This is a genomic window from Acidovorax delafieldii 2AN, from assembly GCF_000175235.1.
GTDB classification, from domain to species: domain Bacteria; phylum Pseudomonadota; class Gammaproteobacteria; order Burkholderiales; family Burkholderiaceae_C; genus Acidovorax; species Acidovorax delafieldii_B.
In genome coordinates this window covers 1-22,075 of sequence record NZ_ACQT01000021.1, presented here as the reverse complement: position 1 = coordinate 22,075, position 22,075 = coordinate 1, and the positions used below count along the sequence as shown (strand labels likewise).

Below are 22,075 nucleotides of genomic sequence, written 5' to 3'. Positions count from 1 at the left end.
AGCCAGGCTGCAATGGCACGAGGCGCGAATGGTCTGGCAGGATATGGGGTGGTCCAGCGCCCCCGAAGGCTGGACAATGGGGTCCTGCGTACGCCGGAAGTCCGGTGCTTGGCCGTTGGCTGCCTGCCGGCCTATTGCGCTGAAGGCCTCCCGTTTTTTCCTCTTTTCGATAGCCAGACCATGAGCATTCCTTCCCGCGTCAAACTCATCGATGTCGGCCCGCGCGACGGCCTGCAGAACGAGAAATCTCCCGTGCCCGCCGAGGTCAAGATCGGCCTGGTGCACCGCCTGCAGGACGCGGGCCTGAAAAACATCGAGGTCACGAGCTATGTGTCGCCCAAGTGGGTGCCGCAGATGGCGGACAACCACGAGGTGATGAGCGGCATCGCACGCCAGAGTGGCGTTGTTTACTCGGTGCTCACGCCCAACCTCAAGGGCTTTGAGGCGGCGGTGCTCGACCGGCCCGACGAGATCGTGGTGTTCGGCTCGGCGAGCGAGGCCTTCAGCCAGAAGAACATCAATTGCAGCATCGCCGAGAGCATCGAGCGCTTCGCGCCCGTGGTCGAGGCCGCGCGCGCTGCGGGCATCCATGTGCGCGGCGCGATGAGCTGCACCGTGGGCTGCCCCTATGAGGGCGAGATCGCGCCCGAGCGTGTGGCGTACCTCGCGGGCCTCATGAAACAGATTGGCGTGCAGCATATCGGCGTGGCCGACACCATCGGCGTGGGCACGCCGCGCAAAGTGCAGCGCGCCGTCGAAGCCACGCTGCAGCACTACGACCTGAATGACATCTCGGGCCATTTCCACGATACCTATGGCCAAGCGCTTGCCAACACCCTTGCCACGCTCGAGATGGGCGTGTGGCAATACGACACCTCGGTGGCTGGCCTGGGGGGCTGCCCCTACGCCAAGGGCGCCACGGGCAACGTGGCCACGGAAGACGTGGTCTACATGCTGCACGGCATGGGCATCGAAACGGGCATCGACCTCGACAAGCTCATCGACGCGGGCGCCTACATCAGTGGGTTCCTGGGCCGCAAGCCCAATTCACGCGCGGCAACGGCGTTGCTGAACAAGCGGGCGGGCTGATGGCGGAGGCAATACAAACCATGTGCGGAGCAGAGTTGAAAGCGCTTCCCGAAGGGGTGCAGCGGGTGGCAGCGGCCTTGCAGGCGCAAGGCCACCCCCACATGCCCCGCATGCTCGACGACGCCGCGCGCACCGCGCAGCAGGCGGCCGATCTGCTGGGCATTCTGGTGGGACAGGTGGCCAAAAGCATCATCTTCCGGCGCAAGAGCGACGACGCGGCGGTGCTGGTCATCACCTCGGGCGACCGCCGCGTGGACGAGAAGAAGGTCGAAGCCCATGTGGGCAAGATCGGCCGGGCCGATGCCGAGTTCGTGAAATTGCGCACCGGCTTCTCGATCGGCGGCGTCTCGCCCGTGGCGCACGCCACGCCTCCGGTCACGCTGATCGACCGCGATCTGTTGCGCTTTGATGTGGTGTGGGCCGCCGCGGGGCACCCGCATGGTGTGTTTCCGTTGCATCCCTCGGATCTGGAGCGGCTCACCGGTGCGCCCGTAGTCGATGTCGTGCAGGAGCCCGCAATCGCATGAATGCTACAGAAGGCATAGCTGCTCGCGCCCGCCTGTTGAGCGCAGCAGGCTATTTTGATGAAAATTCGGACGAAGTGATCCCCTCGCCGTGCATCTCGGTCTGCCGCATGTCCGACGACCGCAGCCACTGCGAAGGGTGCTTTCGCACCATCCCTGAAATCCGTGCCTGGGCCCAGGCCGACAGCGCCGAACGCCTGGCCATCTGGGCGCGCCTCGCGCAGCGCGCCGGTATCGCTTTTCCGCCGCGCAATGACGCCACCCCCTGATGCACCCCGCGCATCCATGCAGCCAGTGGAGGTGGCAGCCTTTCGAGGATGTTCAAGCCTGCACAGGCGGGCTGGGAGCCGCACCCCAGCCCCGTCGTTCGCCTTGCGGTGCGGATCGGGAAGGGGTGCCGCCAGTGCTGCGGGGCGGTGCGGACGGCCCAGGCGCGCAGGCCGCCGGCTGGGCCGTGCGCTTTCACAATTGGTGCAGGGGAAGTCCACGCCCCGGCAAACGGACACAAGGAGCGAACCATGAAACACATCATCTTTCACCTGGACTTCGTTTCGCCCTATGCCTGGCTGGCGTTCGAGCGCCTGCCCGAGGTGCTGGAAGGGTTCAGTTACAGCGTGGAATACCGGCCGGTGCTGCTGGGGGCGCTGCTCAAGCAGCACGGCAACCCGGGGCCGGCGGGCATCGCTCCCAAGCGCGCCTGGACCTACCGCCACGCGGCCTGGCTGGGCCATTCGCAGGGTGTGCCGCTGGCCATGCCGGCACGCCATCCGTTCAACCCGTTGCCGCTGCTGCGCCAGGCCCTGGCCTGCAGCCGTGACGGCAGCATCAACCGCTTTGTGGCTGGCACGGTGTTCCGCCATGTCTGGCAGGGTGGGCAGGATGCGCTCGATGCCGAGCGCCTCACGCAGCTCGCCGCCGAGCTGGAACCGCAGCTGCAGCCCGAAGACCCCGACAGCGCCGACGGCGCACGCGCCAAGGCACTGCTGCGCGGCAATACCGACGCAGCAGCCGCGCGTGGCGTGTTCGGCGTGCCGGCCCTCGAGGTCGACGGCAAGGTCTTCTGGGGTTACGACAGCCTGCCCATGCTGCGCGCCTACTTCGAGGGCGATGCCTGGTTTGAACAAGGCTGGGACGCCGCTGCAAGCGTGGCGCAAGGCCTGCCGGGTTGAATAGCGCTGCGCCGTCCCGGATCTGCCGGACCATGAAGACGCACCTGCACCCCTTTGTTGGCGTGGCGGGCCATTGCTGTGGCTGCAGTTGCGGCTGTGGTGTACGCCCTTTCGCGGTCGCGGGCCCTTGGCGTTCGTCCAGTGCCGCCATGGCGGAGCCGGTGCACTAGGGGCCGCGGGCACTCGGGTTGCGGCGGCAGGTCTTTTTTAGTCATCCACCATGCCCAGCGCCTTCAATTTCAACGCCTCGCCCTTCGATTGCCTCAGCCAGGACGAGCGGCACCTGGTGCGCGCCAGCGTTGACATCGCCTACTTTCCCGAAGGGGCCGTGGTGCTGGACGTGGGCGTGGCGCCCACCCACCTTTTCGTCATCATCAAGGGCTATGTCACGCAGACGGAGGGTGACGAAGTGCTGGCCACCTACGGCCCGGACGATTGCTTTGATGGCTGCGGCCTGATGACCGGCCGCGTGGGCAGCCGCTTCGTCGCCACCGAGGAGGTGGTCGCGTACCAGCTCGCGCGCGAGGCGGTCAATGAACTCATCGCGCGCAACACCACCTTTGGTGCGCTGCTGTTCTCCGATCTGGGTCAGAAGCTCAGTGCGCTGGCGCAGCGCGCCGACCGGCACGAGCTGCAGTCTCTCACCCTGGCGCGCGTGGACCAGGCCTTCCTGCGCCCGGCGCACACGGTGGACGCCGGTACCGACATCGTTTCGGTCGTGCGCCTGTTCCAGGCGCAGCGCACCACCAACGTGCTCGTCACGGGGCTGCCCGGCGGGCTGGGCATCTTCACCAACACCACGCTGCAGCGCGCCATTCTTGACGGCCGCCCGTTGGACCAGCTGCCCGTGGGTGATCTGGCCAGCGTCCCGGTGGTCACCGTGCGGCCGTCGGACCAGCTGGGCGATGCCATGGTGCTGCTGCTGCGCCAGCGCGTGCACCGCCTCGTGGTGGTGGAGGACAGCGGCGAGGTGCGTGGCACCCTGGAAGCGCTCGACCTGTTCAGCTTCCTGGCCAACCACTCGCACCTCATCACGGTGCAGATCGAGCACGCGCAAGACCTGCCGGCACTGGCGCAGGCGGCCGCGCAGATCACCCGGCTGATTGCGGCACTGCACCGCGGGGGGACGCGCATCGGCCTCATGGCCAAGCTGGTGCAGCAACTCAACGCGCGGCTGTTCGAGCGCGCCTGGACCATGGTGGCGCCGCCCGGTCTGGTGGACAACAGCTGCCTGTTCGTCATGGGCAGCGAAGGGCGCGGCGAGCAACTGCTCAAGACCGATCAGGACAACGGCCTGGTGCTGCGCGACGGCTACACCGCGCCCGCCGATCTGGATGCCATCTGCCAGCGTTTTTCCGAGGTGTTGGCGAGCTTCGGCTACCCCGAGTGCCCTGGCCGCATCATGGTCAGCAACCCCGACTGGCGCGACACGGTGGCGGGCTTCGGCCAGCGCGTGCGCCAGTGGCTGCTGCAGCCCGAGGGCGACAGCCTCATGCAGCTGGCCATCTTTCTGGATGCGCACGCCGTGGCGGGCGACGCCGCACTGCTGGCCGCGGTGCGCGATGGCGTGGCGGCGCTGGCCGTGGACAACGATGCCGTGCTGGCGCGCTTTGCCAGCGCGGTGGAAAATTTTGGCGGCCCCGCAGGCTGGTGGAGCCGGCTGTTCGGCCTGGGTGACGAGGGCCGCGCCATCAGCCTGAAAAAGGCCGGCATCTTCCCCATCGTGCATGGCGTGCGCAGCCTGGCCCTGGCCCGGCACGTGTTCGCCACGGGCACTGCGGACCGCATCGCCGCACTGGTTGAAGGTGGGGCGCTGGATGCAGCGCTGGGCGACGAGCTGGTGCAGAGCCTGCACTTCCTCATGGGCCTGCGGCTGAAGGCAGGGCTGGCCGAAATCGACACCGGGCGCCCGGTGACCGGCAACGTCGATCCCGAGCGGCTGAGCAGCCTGGAGCGCGACCTGCTCAAGGACGCTCTGGCTGTGGTCAAGCGTTTCAAGGCCTTGCTGCACCAGCGCCTGCGGCTGGACGTGCTGTGAGGGCCACCACCCCCACCGGCCCGCGCGCCTGGCTTGCGCGGCTGCGGCGCCACTGGCTGCTCTACCACCTGGGCGACCCGGCCTATGCCTTCCTGTTCGACCCGCCGCCGCCGGGCGAATGGGTGGCGCTGGATTGCGAGACCACGGGGCTCAATGTGCGCAGCGACGAGATCATCGCCATCGGCGCGGTGCGCATTGCCGGAAACCGCATTCTGACCAGCGAGCGGCTGGAACTGCTGGTGCGGCCGGACAAGGGGGTGTCGGCCGACAGCGTGCGCATCCACCGCCTGCGCAGCAGGGACGTGGCCCAGGGCCTGCCGCTGCAGGAGGCCATGGACCGGCTGCTGCGCTTCATCGGTAGCCGGCCGCTGGTGGGCTATTACCTCGAATTCGATGTGGCCATGCTCAACCGCGCGCTGTGGCCCCTGCTGGGCATGGGCCTGCCGCAGCCCAAGATCGAGGTATCGGCGCTGTATTACGAGTACAAGTTCCGGCAACTGCCGCCCTACCAGCAGCAAGGCAACGCCGACATCGACCTGCGCTTCGCCACCCTGATGGACGACCTGGGCTTGCCCCAGCGGGAGGCGCACGACGCGCTCAACGACGCCGTCATGGCGGCGCTGGCCTTCGTCAAGCTCCGCCAGCTGCACGGCTGAGAATCTTCAAGAAAAAACGGGCTGTAGTGCTTATGTAGTAAGTGGAATGCGCTATTGTTTTAATAGCGTTTATCTCCTGCGCATTGCCCCCGCCAACGAAAAACCGGGCACGAAGCCCGGTGGAGGTGGCCCGGCGGCGGAGTGCCGCGCAAGGGGCGCAGTTTTTGTTCTTCTCGGTCCTGCACGGTGATGTGCGCTCCACGCCGCGGCGCCATGGGTGCGGCGCTGGCCTGCAAGATGCCGCGCGAAGACCTGTGCGGGCTGCCGGCACCCGCCGCGCCGGTGTCGGCCCTCTTTTCCCGCGCAGCGAGAGAAGGGGAGGGCGGCGCGCAGCCGCCCGGCAAGCCGCCTCTGGTCAGTGCCCCGAAGCGCCGGAGGCGCCCAGGCCCGTTTCCGAACGCACCTGCTGCGCCGGGAACGCGGCGCGCTCGCGCGCGGCATTGGCGCTCTTGTCGGTGATCGAGAAGATCCAGATACCCACGAAGCCGATGGCCATCGAGAACAGCGCCGGCGAGGTGTACGGGAACAGTGCCGAGCCAGCGGGGTTGCCCAGCGTGGCTTCCCACACCGAGGGCGAAACGACCGTCAGGCCCACCGAAGACACCAGGCCGAGGAACCCGCCGATCACCGCACCGCGCGTGGTGCAGTCCTTCCACAGCACCGACAAGAACAGCACCGGAAAGTTGGCCGAGGCTGCGATGGCGAAAGCCAGCGACACCATGAACGCGATGTTCTGCTTCTCGAAGGCAATGCCCAGCACCACGGCGATCACGCCCAGGGCCAGCGTGGTCATGCGCGAAACCTTCAGCTCCGAAGCGCTGTCGGCCTTGCCCTTTTTGAACACCGTGGCATACAGGTCGTGCGAAACGGCCGATGCGCCCGAGAGCGTGAGGCCGGCCACCACGGCCAGGATGGTGGCGAACGCCACGGCCGAGATGAAGCCGTAGAAGATGTTGCCGCCCACCGACTTGGCCACCAGCACGGCCGCCATGTTGGCCGTGCCCGCGCCGCCGTGGATCACGCCCTTGGCCACGTCCGCGAACTCGGGGTTGGTGAGCACCAGGGTGATGGCGCCGAAGCCGATGATGAAGATCAGCACGTAGAAGTAGCCGATCCAGGTGGTGGCCCACAGCACCGACTTGCGCGCTTCCTTCGCATCGGGCACGGTGAAGAAGCGCATCAGGATGTGCGGCAGGCCAGCGGTACCGAACATCAGCGCCATGCCGAACGAGATGGCCGAGATCGGGTCCTTGATGAAGCCGCCGGGGCCCATGATGGACAGGCCTGCCTTGGCGGCTTCCTCGGGCGTCTTGCCGGTGTTGGCGGCGATGGCGGTGCGCACTTCCACACCCTTGGCGAACAGCGCCTCGGGGCTGAAGCCGTACTGGGCCAGCACCATGAAGGCCATGAAGCTCACGCCCGCCAGCAGCAGGCAGGCCTTGATGATCTGCACCCAGGTGGTGGCGGTCATGCCGCCGAACAGCACGTAGATCATCATCAGCGCGCCCACGATGACCACGGCCATCCAGTATTCCAGGCCGAACAGCAGCTTGATGAGCTGGCCTGCGCCGACCATCTGCGCGATCAGGTAGAACGCCACCACCACCAGCGTGCCCGAGGCGGCGAACGCACGGATGGGGCCCTGCTGGAAGCGGTAGCCCGCCACGTCGGCGAAGGTGAACTTGCCCAGGTTGCGCAGGCGCTCGGCCATCAGGAAGGTGATGATGGGCCAGCCCACCAGGAAGCCGATCGAATAGATCAGGCCGTCGTAGCCGGTGGCCATCACGGCCGCCGAGATGCCGAGGAAGGAGGCCGCGGACATGTAGTCGCCCGCGATGGCCAGACCATTCTGGAAGCCGGTGATGCCGCCGCCAGCGGTGTAGAAGTCAGAGGCGGATTTGGTCTTGGCCGCCGCCCATTTAGTGATCCACAGCGTGCCGGCGACGAAGGCGGCGAACATGATGATGGCCGTCCAGTTGGTGGCCTGCTTGGCGGCCTGGCCCAGGTCGGCGCCCGCAGCATGGGCGCCGCCCGCTGCCAGCAGGGTCAGGAGCGCCAGCGCCTTGCCCGCGTGTTTTTCCATGGCATTCATTTCGATGCGTCTTTCAGGATGTCTTTGGTCAGGGAGTCGAATTCGCCATTGGCGCGGCGCACGTAGATGCCGGTGATCACGACAGTGAAGATGATCACGCCCATGCCGATCGGAATGCCCAGCGAGGTCACGCCCGCGCCGATGGGCTGGGCCAGGAATTTCTTGTCGAACGCGATCAGCGCGATGTAGCCGTAGTACACGACCAGCATCAGCGCGGTCAGGAAGATACCCAGGCGGTTGCGCTTGGCGCGCAGCTCGAGGTACTTGGGATGGCTTTGTATTTTCTGGACCGTCGGGTCGCTCATGGATGTCTCCTCAAGGGGTGGATGCGAGAACGCAATGGGGAGTGGCAGGGCCGCTCCGCATGCGCCGGATTCTGCTAACGCGCACTGACCAAGTCCTTACGCGGCGCGGCGTTGGCGCGTGCCGGGGCGCGGTTTCGGGGCAGGGCGCCGGCCGCTCAGATGAGCCCGCATTGCCGGATCAGTGGCGGCTTTTTCGCATCAAAAAACGCCGACCCCGGGTTACTACCGAAGCTGTAAGACTCGCGGAAGATTCGTGTCAATCTCTGTAAGAAATGCGTCAGAGCGGTGTCAGTAGTGCGCCTGATAGTGGGCTGACAGGTAATTTCTGCATTTGCCTGTAATTCAAAAAATCACAGGAGACAAAATCATGGCAACACAGCATCCCGCACCGCGGCCGATGTCGGCCGAAGAGAAGAAAGTGATCTTCGCTTCGTCGCTCGGTACCGTTTTCGAGTGGTACGACTTCTATCTCTACGGCTCGTTGGCGGCCATCATCGCCAAGCAGTTCTTCAGCGGCCTGGACGCGGGCTCCGCGTTCATCTTCGCGCTGCTGGCGTTCGCTGCCGGCTTCATCGTGCGGCCCTTTGGTGCCCTGGTGTTCGGACGGCTCGGCGACATGATCGGGCGCAAGTACACCTTCCTGGTCACTATCCTGATCATGGGCCTGTCCACCTTCATCGTGGGTGTGCTTCCCACCTACGCCAGCATCGGTGTGGCGGCGCCGGTGATCCTGATCGCACTGCGCATGCTGCAGGGCCTGGCCCTCGGTGGCGAGTACGGCGGTGCAGCCACCTACGTCGCGGAGCATGCGCCGCACGGTGCACGGGGTGCCTATACCTCATGGATCCAGACCACGGCCACGCTGGGCCTGTTCCTGTCGCTGCTGGTGATCCTGGGCACCCGCACCGCCTTGGGCGAGCAGGCCTTCGGCGATTGGGGCTGGCGCATTCCGTTCATCGTGTCCATCCTGCTGCTGGGCATCTCGGTGTGGATTCGCCTGTCGCTGTCCGAATCGCCCGCCTTCCAGAAGATGAAGGCTGAGGGCAAGACCTCCAAGGCCCCGCTGTCCGAGTCCTTCGGCCAGTGGAAGAACCTCAAGATCGTGATCCTGGCCCTGATCGGCCTGACCGCCGGCCAGGCCGTGGTCTGGTACACCGGCCAGTTCTATGCACTGTTCTTCCTCACGCAGCAGCTCAAGGTCGACGCCGTCACGGCCAACCTGATGATTGCCGCTGCTTTGCTGATCGGCACGCCCTTCTTCGTGGTCTTCGGCACGCTGTCCGACAAGATCGGCCGCAAGCCCATCATCATGCTGGGCTGCCTGCTCGCGGTTGTCACCTATTTCCCCGTGTTCAAGGCGCTGACCGAGGCCGCCAACCCAGACCTCGCAGCCGCCCAGGCCAAGAACAAGGTGGTGGTGTTGGCCGACCCTGCCGAGTGCTCGTTCCAGTTCAACCCCACCGGTACGGTGAAATTCACGAGCTCTTGTGACGTCGCCAAGCAGGTGCTGGCCGCCAGCTCGGTGAGCTATGACAACGAAGCGGCGCCTGCTGGCACACCTGCGGTCATCAAGATCGGCGAGACCACGATCCCCAGCTATTCCTCCAAGGGCATTCCTGCCGAAGAGGCTAAAGCCAAGGACGCTGCCTTCAAGAAGGCCGTGGCCGATACGCTGAAGTCTGATGGCTATCCTGCCAAGGCCGATCCGGCCAAGATGAACAAGGTCATGATGATCGTCATCCTGACGTATCTGGTGATCCTGGTGACCATGGTGTACGGCCCCATTGCCGCCATGCTGGTGGAAATGTTCCCCACGCGTATCCGGTACACATCCATGAGCCTTCCGTACCACATTGGCAATGGCTGGTTTGGCGGGCTGCTGCCCACCACCGCCTTCGCCATCGTGGCGCAGACCGGCAATATGTACAACGGCCTCTGGTACCCCATCATCATTGCGGGCGCCACGGCTGTGATCGGCACGCTGTTCATCCGCGAAACCAAGGACGTGGACATTTACGCCAACGACTGACCGGCCCCCGACGCCGGGTGTTGCACAGAGCTCCGCTGCACGTCAGCGGGCTCTGTAACGTAAAGGGCTCCCGCCTGCACGCCTCGGCGGCGGCGCGGAGCCCTTGTCCCGAGCCCAACCCTTCAGGAAAAGACCATGTGGAAGATTGTTGTCGGATTTATTCTTTTCGCGGCACTGTCGCTGTTTGTCATCATGAAGGCCGGTGACAAAGTGGACATGAGCGGCGAAAAACACGGCGCCGACGCCGTCAGCACCCCCGAAACGCCTGCCAGCGCATCTGCGCCGGCCGCTAGCGCCCATTGAAAAGGCCGTTGCAGAGGTGGCTGCGCCCCTTATTTAATAGGCCGGCGTGGGGGAGAAGCCTACGAGTGTTGTGGTAATACATCACTCTGTCATCAAACTTGCGGCGAAACGTATGTGGAAACGTTACGGACAATAAAATCGGAGCCTCGAAGTATTTTCTTTCGGTGGTCCAGTCAAAAACTGAAACTGCTTGTACGCCGCTGATGGCAACTAGTATCAAAGGAATTCTCATGAAAAAAATGACCCGCGTTGTTCTGGCTGTCCTGGCTGTTGCCGGCTCCACCGCAGCAATGGCTCAAAGCAGCGTCACGCTGTACGGCCGCGTTAACACCACGGTGGAACGCCAAAAGGTGGGCGACGTGTCCACCACCGGCCTGTTCAACAACTCTTCCCGTTTCGGCTTCAAGGGCACGGAAGACCTGGGTGGCGGCCTGAAGGCTGGTTTCCAGTTGGAAAGCGGTTTCAATTCGGACACCGGCGCATCGGCTTCGACGTTCTTCGGCCGTCAAAGCGAAGTGAACCTGTCCGGTAACTTCGGTATGGTTCGTCTGGGCAATTTCTTCGCCGAGTCCTACTATGCAACGGCTGACTACGTGAGCCTGCACAACCACAACACGGGCTCGTCGAGCGACGCGCTGTACGCTTACGTGATGCAGAACGCCAACAAGGTTGCCTACCGCACCCCGTCGTTCGGCGGTTTCACGGTGGAAGGCGCTGTGGGCCTGCACGAGCAGACCGTGGGCGGCAAGAACGCCTATGACCTGGCTGCCAACTACGCTGCAGGCCCTCTGGCCCTGGGCGCTGGCTACAGCAAGCAAGGCGACGTGAACCAGTTCGGCCTGCGCGCTCTGTACACCTACGGTGCATTCACCGTTGGCGGCTACTACCAGCGTGACAAGAATGCCTACGTCCTGAACGGCGGCGCTCGCAACAACATCCGTCTGGCTGGTGCTTACACCATGGGCGCTTCGGAATTCCACGTGAACGTGGGCCGTGCCAACAGCTACAAGAATGTGTCTGACAGCGCAGCTACCCAGTACACCCTGGGCTACAACTACAACCTGAGCAAGCGTACCAAGCTGTACGGCTACTACACTCACATCAACAACGACCGCAACGCCTCTTACGGCGTGGGCGCTGCTGGTGCTGACTTCAGCTCCGTGGCAGTCGGCGTTCGCCACAACTTCTAAGTCCCTGTTCCCGGCTGGTGTTCCAGCCGAGAATTGCATGGCTTATCAAGGCCTTGCACCTTATCAAAGGTGCAAGGCCTTTTCCATTGTGGGCTGCTCCCATGGGATGGGCCGAATTGTGTCGGCGTCTCTGGCATTGAGGGGAGGGCGATGCCACGAGCGAAGATACCCCAGGCGCCACCGAGCGCACGCCGGTCGGCCTGTATGGGGCAAGATGTGTATCTCGCACTCTGTTGAGTTGAGGCATCTTTGAGTGCTCGGTGCTCGGTGCTCGGTGCCGGCAGGTGTCCCGGCACCCCAGTTTGGGCTGGCGAAGTGCGTACCAAGCTTCGATCTTCCCGAGAGATGCGGCGTGTAACGGCCAGCTTGCCTTGCCCAGGCCTTGGCGCACTGGCCGCGTCTTATCTCCACGTCCTTCGTTGCGGCGGACGAATGTAGCAGCCAGACCCGAACGTAGAGGCAGCAGTGAGCCAACGCTACCTCGGTCAAGCGAGCTAGGGCTGTCTCGGAGACGCGCGGCTCTTCGGGTGATTGCAGGTCGGGAACACTGCTCCGTGCAGTGCTCAAAGTGAACTTGAGCTTTGGCAGGGGCTTGGGAGGAGAGACCTTTTCTCGATGACTGCGGGTCGTCAGGTGCTACAGCCTTTTCCCTCGGCGTGATATGCCCATCGCCACCTTGTTCAAGGTCGAAGGCTGCTGATTGGCTACAAAGGCAGTCATGCCGACACCTGGACTTCGCCAGTGCCCGCGTGGGGTAGGGCGGTATGGCCGGGGGGGGGGGGCGGCCGGGCCCCCCGGGTCAACGATCAGCGGCGGAACTTGCCGTCGGTTCCGATGATGGCGAGGTCGGCGAAGTCCAGACCCGTGTGGTCGTCCGGGCTGTAGCTCACTTCGAGTCCGCCAAGGTCAAACTTGCGCAGGCCTTCCAGGGCGGCGTGGACTTTCTCCCGCGTGGGCTTGGGGCCGGCCCGCCGCAGTCCTTCAACCAGCACCTTGGCCGCGGCAAAGCCCTCGAGCATGGCGGGGCTGACATCACTCTGGCCCTTGGCTTTGGCCAATTCCTGGGCTTCTTTCACCATTCCATAGGTGATCGCCCGCTCATTGGGATACACCTGGGTCACGATCACGCCACGGGCGTTGGGGCCCAGGCTTTTGATGAACCCCGTAGATGCATTGTTGGACAACGTGACGATCTGCGCACCCGAGCCAGCGGCCCGGAAGGCATTGCCCGCGTCCACCACCGCCGAGCCCGATGCAATCATCAGCACCGCCTGCGCGTTGCCGCCGACCACCTTGGAGGCGATGGGCGCGAAATCCGGTTTGGCGCGGTTGAATTTCTCCAGCACCACCGGCGTCAGCTTGCTGGCCGCCAAGCCTTTCTGCGCTCCGATGATGCCATCGGCGCCAAAACTGTCGTCGGAATAAACCACGGCAATGCGCGTCATGCCCATCGAAGCCAAGTGGGTCATGGCCTTTTCGGCTTCACGCTGGTAGGTGGCGCGAACGTTGAAGATGTACTTGCGTACCGGCTGGTGCAGCACCATGGCGCCCGTGGAGGGGCCGACCAGCGCTACGCCGTGCTTCTCGAGCAGCGGGATCATCGCCTCGGTGTGGGGTGTGCCGCGGGTCAGGAACATCGCGAGCACGTTTTGTTCTTCGATGAGCTTGCGCGCGTTGTCCGCTGCCGTCTGGGGGTCGAACTTGTCGTCCAGCGTGACGAGTTCGATCTTCTGCCCATGCACGCCCCCCTTGGCGTTCACGGCGTCGATGTAAAGCATGGCGCCGTCAGCGGTCTCCTTGACCCCGGCAGCCACCTGGCCCGAGTAGCCGGCAGTCTGCCCAATCAGGAGCTGCGCGTGACCGGCAGTCATCAATGCGGCAAGGGCCAGGCCCGCTCCCCTCTTCAGCCATTCGTTCATCAAAGTCTCCTCTCTGTGTAGTTCTCCAGTCTATACGGTCGATCGCGGCAAGTGCTACCTGCCCGCCCTGGCGATGCCGCCTGGGCGACAAGACTGCGGCTTGAGCACCACACCTGTGCCTGGGGGTACTGATGAAGATCGGGCATGGCCGGGCACCTGTCCCTAGAATGTTCCGCCTCACCCCAGAAAGACCGCTCCATGACCCAGGGACTGATCCGTATCCGCGGCGCACGCCAGCACAACCTCAAGAACCTGGATCTGGACATCCGCACCGGCGAACTCACGGTGGTCACGGGCCCCAGCGGCTCGGGCAAATCCAGCCTGGTGTTCGACACGCTCTACGCCGAGGGCCAGCGCCGGTATGTGGAGACCTTCAGCGCCTATGCGCGCCAGTTCCTCGACCGCATGGACAAGCCCGCTGTGGACAAGGTAGAGGGCGCGCCCCCGGCCATTGCCATCGACCAGACCAACCCGGTGCGCTCCAGCCGATCCACCGTGGGCACGATGACGGAGCTGAACGATCACCTCAAGCTGCTGTTCGCACGCGCGGGCCAGTTGTTCGACAAGCAGACCGCGCAGCCGGTGCGGCACGACACGCCGGAGACCATTTATGCGGAGCTGCAGCGGCGCTGCGGCGTCGAGCCGGCGCCGGGCCTTCCCAAGACGGCGAGCGCCCTCTCGGGGGGCGGCGAACCACACGCAGTGGGGAGCGTGGGGGCTGATTCCAATCCGCGCATCGTCCTGACGTTCCCCGTGGAGTTGCCGGCCAACACCAGCGCAGAGCAGGTCGAGCAATGGCTGTCTGCCAGTGGCTTCACCAAGGTGCAGGCCGAGCGCGAAGTGGCCACGCCCACCGGCCCGCGCAAGGTGCTGGATGTGGTGGCCGACCGCTTCCGCCTGGGCAACGCCGAGAAGGCGCGCGTGATCGAAGCCATCGAGGTCGCGCTCAAGCGCGGCACGGGGCGGCTGAATGTCTATCGTCTCGTTGATGAAGGTGACGCCGAACTCTGGCGCTTCTCCACCGGCCTGCACTGCCCTGACAGCGACCTGCGCTACAGCGACCCCATCCCCTCGGCCTTCTCGTTCAACTCCGCCGTGGGCGCGTGCGACAGCTGCCGGGGCTTTGGCCGCGTGATCGGCGTGGACTACGGCCTGGTCATCCCCAACGACAAGCTCACCCTGCGCGCCGGTGCCATCAAGACCATCCAGACGCCTGCATGGAAGGAAGCGCAGGACGACCTCATGCGCCACGCAGAGGCGGCAGGCATCCCGCGCGACACGCCCTGGAACAAGCTCACGGACGATCAGAAGAAATGGGTCATCGGCGGCGCGCCCGGCTACAAGGACGGCCAGTGGAGCAAGCAGTGGTATGGCATCAAGCGCTTCTTCGAGTACCTGGAAAGCAAGGCCTACAAGATGCACATCCGCGTGCTCTTGTCCAAGTACCGCAGCTACACGCCATGCCCCACCTGCGCCGGTGCACGCCTCAAGACCGAAAGCCTGCTCTGGCGCATCGGCCGCAAGGAAGATGCCGCTGCGGTGCTGGAGCCGGGCAAACGCTTCATGCCTGAGGGGGTGCAGTGGTCGCGCGAGCAACTCGAAGCGTTGCCCGGCCTGTGCCTGCACGACCTGATGCTGCTGCCCATCGACCGCCTGCGCGCTTTCTTTGCGCGCATGCAGTTGCCGGTGGGTGACGATGCCAAGGGCGGCGATGCCCAGGCGCTGAAGCTGCTGCACGAAGAAATCACCACGCGCCTCAAGTACCTGTGCGATGTGGGCATTGGCTACCTCACGCTCGACCGGCAAAGCCGCACGCTCAGCGGCGGCGAGGTGCAGCGCATCAACCTGACCACGGCCCTGGGCACCAGCCTGGTCAACACGCTGTTTGTGCTGGACGAACCCAGTATCGGCCTGCACCCGCGGGATATGCACCGCATCACCGAGGCCATGCTGCGCCTGCGCGACGCGGGCAACACCCTGGTGGTGGTGGAGCACGACCCGGCCGTGATGCTCGCGGCCGACCGCATGATCGACATGGGCCCCGGCCCGGGCCGCCTGGGTGGGCAGATCGTGTTTGACGGCACCACCGCCGACCTGCGCAAGGCCGACACGCTCACGGGCGCCTACCTGGGCGGGCGCAAGCATGTGGGCTTTGGCTTCAAGCGCATGGTGACGGAATCGACCCCGCGCCTCATCCTGGAAGGCGCGCGCGAGCACAACCTGCAGGATGTGACAGTCGAATTTCCGCTGCAGCGCCTGGTCACCGTGACGGGCGTGAGCGGCTCGGGCAAGTCAAGCCTGATCCAGGATGTGCTGGCCCCCGCGCTGTTGCGCCACTGCGGCAAGGCCACGGATGCACCGGGCGCGCATGACCGAATGCTGGGCGCCGACCACCTGTCGGACGTGGTGTTCGTGGACCAGTCGCCCATCGGCAAAACCGCACGTTCCAACCCCGTGAGCTACGTGGGCGCGTGGGACAGCATCCGCGAACTCTTCGCCGTGGCGCCGCTGTCCAAGCAGCGCAGTTACACCGCCGCCAAGTTCAGCTTTAACAGCGGCGACGGGCGTTGCCCCACCTGCGGCGGCTCGGGCTTTGAGCATGTGGAGATGCAGTTTCTGAGCGACGTGTACCTGCGCTGCCCCGACTGCGACGGCAAGCGCTACCGGCCCGAGATTCTGGAGATCACCATTGAGCGCGGCGGCAAATCGCTGAATGTGGCGGATGTACTGGCGCTGACCGTGGCCGAAGCTGCGGCCGTCTTTGCGAACGATCGCGACGTGATCCGCGCGCTGCAGCCCATCGTGGACGTGGGGCTCGAATACGTGGCGCTGGGCCAGCCGGTGCCCACCCTGTCGGGCGGCGAGGCGCAGCGCCTCAAGCTCGCAGGCTTTCTGGCCGAGGCGGCCAAAACAGCCGCCAAATCGCGTCAGGCCGTGGCGCGTAAAGGCACGCTGTTCCTGTTCGACGAGCCCACCACCGGCCTGCACTTTGACGACATCGCCAAGCTCATGCGCGCACTGCGCAAGCTGATTGACGCGGGGCACTCGCTCATCGTCATCGAACACAACCTGGACGTGATCCGCGCGAGCGACTGGCTGATCGACCTGGGCCCCGAAGGCGGCTACGCAGGTGGCCTCATCGTGGCCGAGGGCACGCCCGAGGACGTGCGAGCCCACGCTACATCCCACACCGGGCAGGCACTGCGCGACTACGAACTGGCGCTGGGCGTGGGCGGCCACTCGGTGCACGAAAAGGCTGCTGCGCTACGAAAATCAGAGCGCCTTGCGCATATGGATCTAGCGCCTGCGGCCAAAAACGCCATAGAAATTGTCAATGCGAAGGAACACAACCTCAAGAACCTGAGCGTGGACATCCCGCGTGGCAAGTTCAGTGTGGTGACGGGCGTGAGCGGCTCGGGCAAGTCCACGCTGGCGTTCGACATCCTGTTCAACGAGGGCCAACGGCGCTACCTCGAATCCCTCAATGCCTATGCGCGCTCCATCGTGCAGCCCGCAGGCCGGCCCGAGGTGGATGCGGTGTACGGCATTCCGCCCACCGTCGCCATCGAGCAGCGCCTGTCGCGCGGCGGGCGCAAGTCCACCGTGGGCACGACCACCGAGGTTTGGCACTTTCTGCGCCTGCTGTACGTCAAGCTGGGCACGCAGCACTGCGTGAAGGACGGCGCCGCCGTGCAGCCGCAGACGCCCGAGAGCATCGCCGCGCAGCTGCTCACGCAGTTCCGCGGCCAGCACATCGGCCTGCTCGCGCCGCTGGTGATGAACCGCAAGGGCGTGTACACCGAACTGGCCGACTGGGCCCGCCCGCGCGGCTACACGCACCTGCGCGTGGACGGCAACTTCTTGCCCACCACCAACTTCCCGCGCATCGACCGCTTCAAGGAACACACCATCGAGCTGCCCGTGGCCAGCCTCGATGTGTCGCCCGAGAACGAAGCGGCTTTGCGCACCGCGCTGGCCGATGCGCTCACGCACGGCAAGGGCGTGGTGCATGTTCTCTCAGGCATCACAGGCCTGCGTGAGGCCATGGAGGGCGGCCAGTCCACGGCCGGTATTGGCACGCTGCAGGCGTTCTCCACCAAGCGCGCCTGCCCCGTGTGTGCCACCAGTTATGCCGAGCTGGACCCGCGCCTGTTCAGCTACAACAGCAAGCATGGCTGGTGCCCCGACTGCGTGGGCACCGGCGTCAAGCTCACCAAGGACCAGCGCAAGGTGTTTGACGACTCGGTGCAGGACGACAAGGAAAAAGGCCGCGAGCAGACCTTTGCCGAGCCCGAGGTGGAAGACTTGGCCGACACCGCCTGTCCGAGCTGCAGTGGCACACGCCTGAACGCCACCGCGCGTGCTGTGCAGTTTGCCGGTGTGGGCATCACCGACATTGCCGCGCTGTCAGTGACCGATGTGCGCCGCTGGGTCGAGACCCTGCGCATCGAAGGTGGCATGACGGCGCGCGAGGCCGACATTGCCCGCGACCTGGTGCCCGAGATCCAGAGCCGCCTCGAATTTCTGGAAGAAGTGGGCCTGGGTTACCTCACGCTGGATCGGGGTGCGCCCACGCTCAGCGGTGGCGAGGCCCAGCGCATCCGCCTGGCCGCGCAGCTGGGCAGCAACCTGCAGGGCGTGTGCTACGTGCTCGACGAGCCCACCATCGGCCTGCATGCGCGCGACAACCAGATCCTGCTCAACGCTCTGCACAAGCTGGGTGACAAGGGCAACACGCTGGTGGTGGTGGAGCACGACGAAGACACCATCCGCCGTGCCGACCACATCATCGACATTGGCCCCAGCGCGGGCAAACGCGGTGGGCGCCTGGTGGCGCAGGGCAGCGTGGCCGACATCACGGGCGCCGAAGATTCACAAACCGGCCGCTACCTGCTGCACGCGATGAAGCACCCGCTGCAGCTGCGGCGCAGCATGGCGCCCGGCGAGGTGAGCGCCGAGGCCACGGCGGCCTTTGCCCAGGCCGAGGCGGCAGCGCCCACGGGCCGCCAAAGCGCCGCCGTCAAGAAGCGTGCGGCGCAGGCTGCATCGCTGGCGGCCGACGCGCTGACCGAGGCCAAGGAGCGCGCCGCCATGCGCTGGCTCACGGTGCATGGCGCGCAGTTGCACAACCTTCAGAACGTGACGGCCACCGTGCCGCTGCACCGTCTGGTGGCGGTGACGGGCGTGAGTGGCTCGGGCAAGTCCACGTTGGCGCGTGACGTGCTGCTGGCCAACGTGCAGGCCTGGGTGCAGCAGCGCGCTACCCGCGCCGGGCGCGATGCCATGGACGCGGGCAAGGCGCCGCCGCTGGTGGGTTGCACGGGCCTGTCGGGCTTTGAGAGCATTGACCGCGTGCTCGAAGTGGACCAGACACCCATCGGCAAAACACCGCGTTCATGTCCAGCCACCTACATCGGCTTCTGGGACACCATCCGCAAGCTGTTTGCCGAAACGCTGGAGGCCAAGGCACGCGGCTATGCCGCTGGGCGCTTCAGCTTCAACACCGGCGAAGGCCGCTGCCCCAGCTGCGAAGGCGCGGGCGTGCGCACCATCGAGATGAGCTTCTTGCCCGATGTGAAGGTGCCCTGCGAGACCTGCCACGGCGCGCGCTTCAACCCCGAAACGCTGGCCGTGACCTGGCGCGGCAAGAGCATTGGCGATGTGCTGCAGATGGAAGTGGACGAGGCCGTGGGCTTCTTTGCCACCATGCCCAGCATTGCGCATCCGCTGCAGCTCTTGCAGGATGTGGGCCTGGGTTACCTCACGCTGGGCCAGCCCTCGCCCACACTCAGCGGTGGCGAGGCGCAGCGCATCAAGCTGGTGACCGAACTCACCAAGGTGCGCGACGAGGTCGGCCGACGGGGCCAGAAGGTGCCGCACACGCTGTATGTGCTGGACGAGCCCACGGTGGGGCTGCACATGGCCGACGTGGACAAGCTCATCCGCGTGCTGCACCGCCTGGTGGACGGCGGCCACAGCGTGATCGTGATCGAACACGACCTCGATGTGATCGCCGAGGCCGACTGGATCCTGGACCTGGGGCCCGAGGGTGGCAACGCGGGCGGGCGCATCGTGGCAGCCGCGACGCCCGAGGATGTGGTGGCGGCGGGAACACATACCGGAAAGGCGCTGGCGGCGGTGTTGGCGCGGAACTGACCCGCGCCACCGTGACCACGGTTCGCCGTGTGTGCTACTTCTTGCGGCTGCGCAGCACCTCGATGTTGGCGCGCTGCTCCGGCGTGAAGGACGCCAGGGCGGCGGCCAGGTCCTTTTTGCGGGCGGCAGATTCCATGGCCAGAAAGGCGCCTGCGTGGACTGCGGCGAACACCGCAGCCGCGTAGTCGGTGCTGGTGATCTTGTGCCGGGCCAGCAGCGACCGGATGCGCGGGTCGGCCTCCAGCGCGCGCGCAAGCTCCTCCACGGATTGCGCATCCACATCCTGGTCTTCGCTGTCGTGCGCGATGGCCTGTGATGCCGCCTGCACGGCCTCCATGCGGTCCAGCAGCGCGGGCGTGAGCCGGAATCGCTCCGCAGGGGCGGCAGATGCGGCGCAGAGGCTTGCGCTTGCAGCCCCCAGGACCAAGGCGCAGATGAAATGACGAAACATCGCAGTTCTCCAAAAAAATGCAGGTTGGGTTCGGGAATGCGGCCGGGAACGGGCCTGCCTATCAGAGCCTGTTGACGATCTCGCGGGACGCTTTGGAGAGATCGGCAGCAGGTTTTCAGGCCGGCCGCCTGCGCAGCAGGGCGGCGGCAAGGGCGAGGGCCGCAGACAGGGTGATCACCGCCCATTCCGACAAGGTGGGCACCGGCTGTACACCGCCGGGGGCGGGCGGCGGTGTGCCGTCGTCGTTGGTGATGGTGCCCGTGCCGGTGGTGGAGGCGCCTGCGGTGGCGCCCGCCAGGTGGGACAGCGCCACGGTGAAGGACTCGTCCGCCTCGGGGGTGGTGTCGCCGTGGATGGCGACGGTGAACGTTTTGGCCAAGTCGTCACCCGCGTCCCATTGCAGCGTGCCTGTGGCTGCGGTGTAGTCGCTGCCAGCGGTGGCCGTGCCGTTGGCGGTGCCCCACTGCAGGGTGACGGCGGCGGTGGGGGTGGATGAGAGGGTGGCGGTGAATGTCATCAGCGACGTGCCCGCGTGGCCTTCCGCGAGGGTGGCGTTGCCGAGGGTGACGGTGGGTGGGGGCGCGGGTGCAGGTGCGTCGTCGTTGAGGATGGTGCCTGTGGCCTGGGTGGTTGCGCCGGGCGCCATGCCGATGAAGTGAGACAACTCGATGGTGAAGCTCTCGTCCGCCTCGGGCGTGGTATCGCCGTGGAGGGTGACTTCGATGCGCTGCGGGTCCCGGTTGCCGGGGGGCCAGGTCAGCGTGCCCGTGCCCGCCGTGTAGTCGCTGCCGGCACTGGCCGTGCCATCCACGGTGCGCCAGTCCAGGCTCATGGGCACGGTGGCCGAGGGTTTGTCGGGCGTGACGGTGAACACCAGCACCTTGGTGCCTGCGAAGCCTTCCGTGGCGCTGAGGGCTGTGGCGCTGAAGGCGGGACGCGGCGCGTCCAGCGTCCAGGTGCCGCCAGCAGGGTAGGTGGCTTGTGAGGTGATGTTGGCGTGGGTGCCGAACATGATGCAGGTATCGCCCACGCCGCCGACGGTGGCCGTTCCCTTGCACAGGGCGTTGAGCATGGTGCTGCCGCTGCCATGGGTGTTGGCGCTGATGGTGTCCACCAGGGCGTCGGTGGCGTGTGGGCCGGCCGCACCGTCCGCCCAGCGGCTGACCGTGATGATCGACTGGACGATGTTGCCCTGCGCATCGGTGGCGGCCTTGAAGCCGTGGACCCGGATGTCAGGACGCACGGGCTGGCTTGACAGGCCGAGCGAGCCGTTGCTGAACGACCAGCTCGTGACCAGCGGGGTGATGTCGTCGCTCAGAAGGAGGTTGGGGGGCAGCGGCGAGGCCGTGCGGAACCAGCCGTTGATGCCAGCCCCTGTTTGAAGATTGGTGCAGGTGCCCGTGCTGCAGGGCGGGGTGTAGTTGGTGACGGTTTGGTAGAGCGGTGATGTGAAGTAGTAAGTCACATCCGCATGTGCGCCAGATCCAAAGGCCAGGGCCAGGGCCGCCTGCGCGGCCCGCATCCATCGTTTCATCGTCGGGGGTTCTTCAGGTTGCAAAGTGCCGGATTTTTGGGTTTTGACCCGGGTCGCGCCATTCCCCCAAGGGATATGGGGAGCGTTTGAGTGCTATTCATTTAATAGCTGCATGCGCTTTCTGGATAAGCGCTATGCGTCGAATGGATCGTGTTTTTCCCTTGGAGGTGGGCGGCCAGTTCCTCCCAGTCGCTCGCGCCGGCCACTTCCAGGATGGTGCGCAGCTGCTTTTTCAGCAGGGCGTTGCCAATGCCGGTGAGGGCGGCGCAGTCCGTGCGTGCATGGCCCAGGCCGGCAGTGACGGCGATCTCGCGTTGCAGTGGCGTCAGCGGCAGTTGTTGCACGCGGCGGACCACATCGATTTGCGGTAGGCGCTGCAGGCGCAGTGTGACAAGCCATTGCAGCGCCCCGTCCGCCACCGGGTGCAGTGGATGGGCCTGGGCGTGCAGCACGCCGTCTGGCACGGGAATGTGCCGCTGCCCGTCGGGCTGCAGGCGCAAGCGGTGCAGCAGATCTGCGGGCAGATCGGCGGTGGATGCGCCGTACAGGCCCAGTCCCGGCAGGTGGGCGTTCTGCAGCAATTGCAGCGCGGTGGCGTCGGCCAGGGCGGGGCGCTGGCC

15 protein-coding genes and 1 pseudogene are annotated in these 22,075 nt (G+C 65.6%); 10 read left to right on the top strand and 6 right to left on the bottom strand.

From position 1 onward, the window contains the following. The first annotated feature begins 180 nt into the window (after window positions 1-180). From ACDELDRAFT_RS05615 to ACDELDRAFT_RS05590, 6 genes are all read left to right on the top strand, one after another. On the top strand, window positions 181-1,089 hold the full coding sequence (locus ACDELDRAFT_RS05615) for a hydroxymethylglutaryl-CoA lyase (protein ID WP_040328218.1): 909 nt from the start codon (window positions 181-183) through the stop codon (window positions 1,087-1,089). 20 nt (window positions 1,090-1,109) lie between these two features. Continuing rightward, window positions 1,110-1,616, top strand: coding sequence for a YbaK/EbsC family protein (locus ACDELDRAFT_RS05610; protein WP_040328228.1), 507 nt, complete (start codon window positions 1,110-1,112; stop codon window positions 1,614-1,616). Beyond that, window positions 1,613-1,882 carry a DUF1289 domain-containing protein gene (locus ACDELDRAFT_RS05605; protein ID WP_005794366.1) on the top strand — a complete coding sequence of 90 codons (270 nt, stop codon included), beginning with the start codon at window positions 1,613-1,615 and terminating at the stop codon, window positions 1,880-1,882. Before ACDELDRAFT_RS05610 ends, ACDELDRAFT_RS05605 begins: the two co-directional genes overlap by 4 nt. Window positions 1,883-2,131: 249 nt before the next feature. Next, entirely contained in the window at window positions 2,132-2,782 is a 651-nt protein-coding gene (locus ACDELDRAFT_RS05600; RefSeq protein WP_005794363.1) for a 2-hydroxychromene-2-carboxylate isomerase, read from the top strand. Between the two features lie 220 nt (window positions 2,783-3,002). Beyond that, window positions 3,003-4,820 (top strand): putative nucleotidyltransferase substrate binding domain-containing protein, encoded by a 1,818-nt coding sequence (locus ACDELDRAFT_RS05595; RefSeq protein ID WP_005794362.1) that lies wholly within the window; start codon window positions 3,003-3,005, stop codon window positions 4,818-4,820. After that, a complete protein-coding gene (locus ACDELDRAFT_RS05590; RefSeq protein WP_005794361.1) occupies window positions 4,817-5,476 on the top strand; it encodes a 3'-5' exonuclease in 660 nt (219 codons plus the stop codon). The genes ACDELDRAFT_RS05595 and ACDELDRAFT_RS05590 overlap by 4 nt, the downstream gene beginning before the upstream one ends. A 355-nt stretch (window positions 5,477-5,831) precedes the next feature. Here the strand turns inward: ACDELDRAFT_RS05590 and ACDELDRAFT_RS05585 are convergent, their stop codons facing one another. Both ACDELDRAFT_RS05585 and ACDELDRAFT_RS05580 read right to left on the bottom strand, forming a co-directional pair. Continuing rightward, window positions 5,832-7,559: a cation acetate symporter gene (locus ACDELDRAFT_RS05585; protein WP_040328226.1), complete on the bottom strand. Its 1,728-nt coding sequence runs from the start codon at window positions 7,557-7,559 to the stop codon at window positions 5,832-5,834. Window positions 7,560-7,564: 5 nt separating this feature from the next. Further along, a complete protein-coding gene (locus tag ACDELDRAFT_RS05580; RefSeq protein WP_005794359.1) occupies window positions 7,565-7,873 on the bottom strand; it encodes a DUF485 domain-containing protein in 309 nt (102 codons plus the stop codon). 367 nt (window positions 7,874-8,240) lie between these two features. Here ACDELDRAFT_RS05580 and ACDELDRAFT_RS05575 point away from each other — a divergent pair, with 367 nt between their 5' ends. The 3 genes from ACDELDRAFT_RS05575 to ACDELDRAFT_RS05570 all read left to right on the top strand — a co-directional run bounded on the left by ACDELDRAFT_RS05575 (window position 8,241) and on the right by ACDELDRAFT_RS05570 (window position 11,395). After that, window positions 8,241-9,902, top strand: coding sequence for an MFS transporter (locus ACDELDRAFT_RS05575; RefSeq protein ID WP_005794358.1), 1,662 nt, complete (start codon window positions 8,241-8,243; stop codon window positions 9,900-9,902). 135 nt (window positions 9,903-10,037) lie between these two features. Continuing rightward, window positions 10,038-10,205 (top strand): hypothetical protein, encoded by a 168-nt coding sequence (locus tag ACDELDRAFT_RS25335; RefSeq protein WP_005794357.1) that lies wholly within the window; start codon window positions 10,038-10,040, stop codon window positions 10,203-10,205. A 230-nt stretch (window positions 10,206-10,435) separates the two neighbouring features. Next, on the top strand, window positions 10,436-11,395 hold the full coding sequence (locus tag ACDELDRAFT_RS05570) for a porin (protein WP_005794356.1): 960 nt from the start codon (window positions 10,436-10,438) through the stop codon (window positions 11,393-11,395). 806 nt (window positions 11,396-12,201) lie between these two features. Here ACDELDRAFT_RS05570 and ACDELDRAFT_RS05565 read toward each other — a convergent pair. Beyond that, complete coding sequence (locus ACDELDRAFT_RS05565) at window positions 12,202-13,314, bottom strand: ABC transporter substrate-binding protein (protein WP_005794354.1); 1,113 nt, start codon at window positions 13,312-13,314, stop codon at window positions 12,202-12,204. Window positions 13,315-13,512: 198 nt separating this feature from the next. Between ACDELDRAFT_RS05565 and ACDELDRAFT_RS05560 the strand changes: the two genes are divergently transcribed. Beyond that, window positions 13,513-19,470: an excinuclease ABC subunit UvrA gene (locus ACDELDRAFT_RS05560; protein ID WP_040328215.1), complete on the top strand. Its 5,958-nt coding sequence runs from the start codon at window positions 13,513-13,515 to the stop codon at window positions 19,468-19,470. Between the two features lie 34 nt (window positions 19,471-19,504). Here ACDELDRAFT_RS05560 and ACDELDRAFT_RS05555 read toward each other — a convergent pair whose 3' ends face one another. The 3 genes and pseudogenes from ACDELDRAFT_RS05555 to ACDELDRAFT_RS05545 all read right to left on the bottom strand — a co-directional run. After that, complete coding sequence (locus ACDELDRAFT_RS05555) at window positions 19,505-19,921, bottom strand: hypothetical protein (protein WP_005794351.1); 417 nt, start codon at window positions 19,919-19,921, stop codon at window positions 19,505-19,507. A gap of 115 nt (window positions 19,922-20,036) precedes the next feature. Further along, complete coding sequence (locus ACDELDRAFT_RS25975) at window positions 20,037-21,455, bottom strand: IPTL-CTERM sorting domain-containing protein (protein WP_085943594.1); 1,419 nt, start codon at window positions 21,453-21,455, stop codon at window positions 20,037-20,039. A 101-nt stretch (window positions 21,456-21,556) separates the two neighbouring features. Then, window positions 21,557-22,075, bottom strand: a pseudogene (locus ACDELDRAFT_RS05545) (hypothetical protein); the annotation flags it as partial.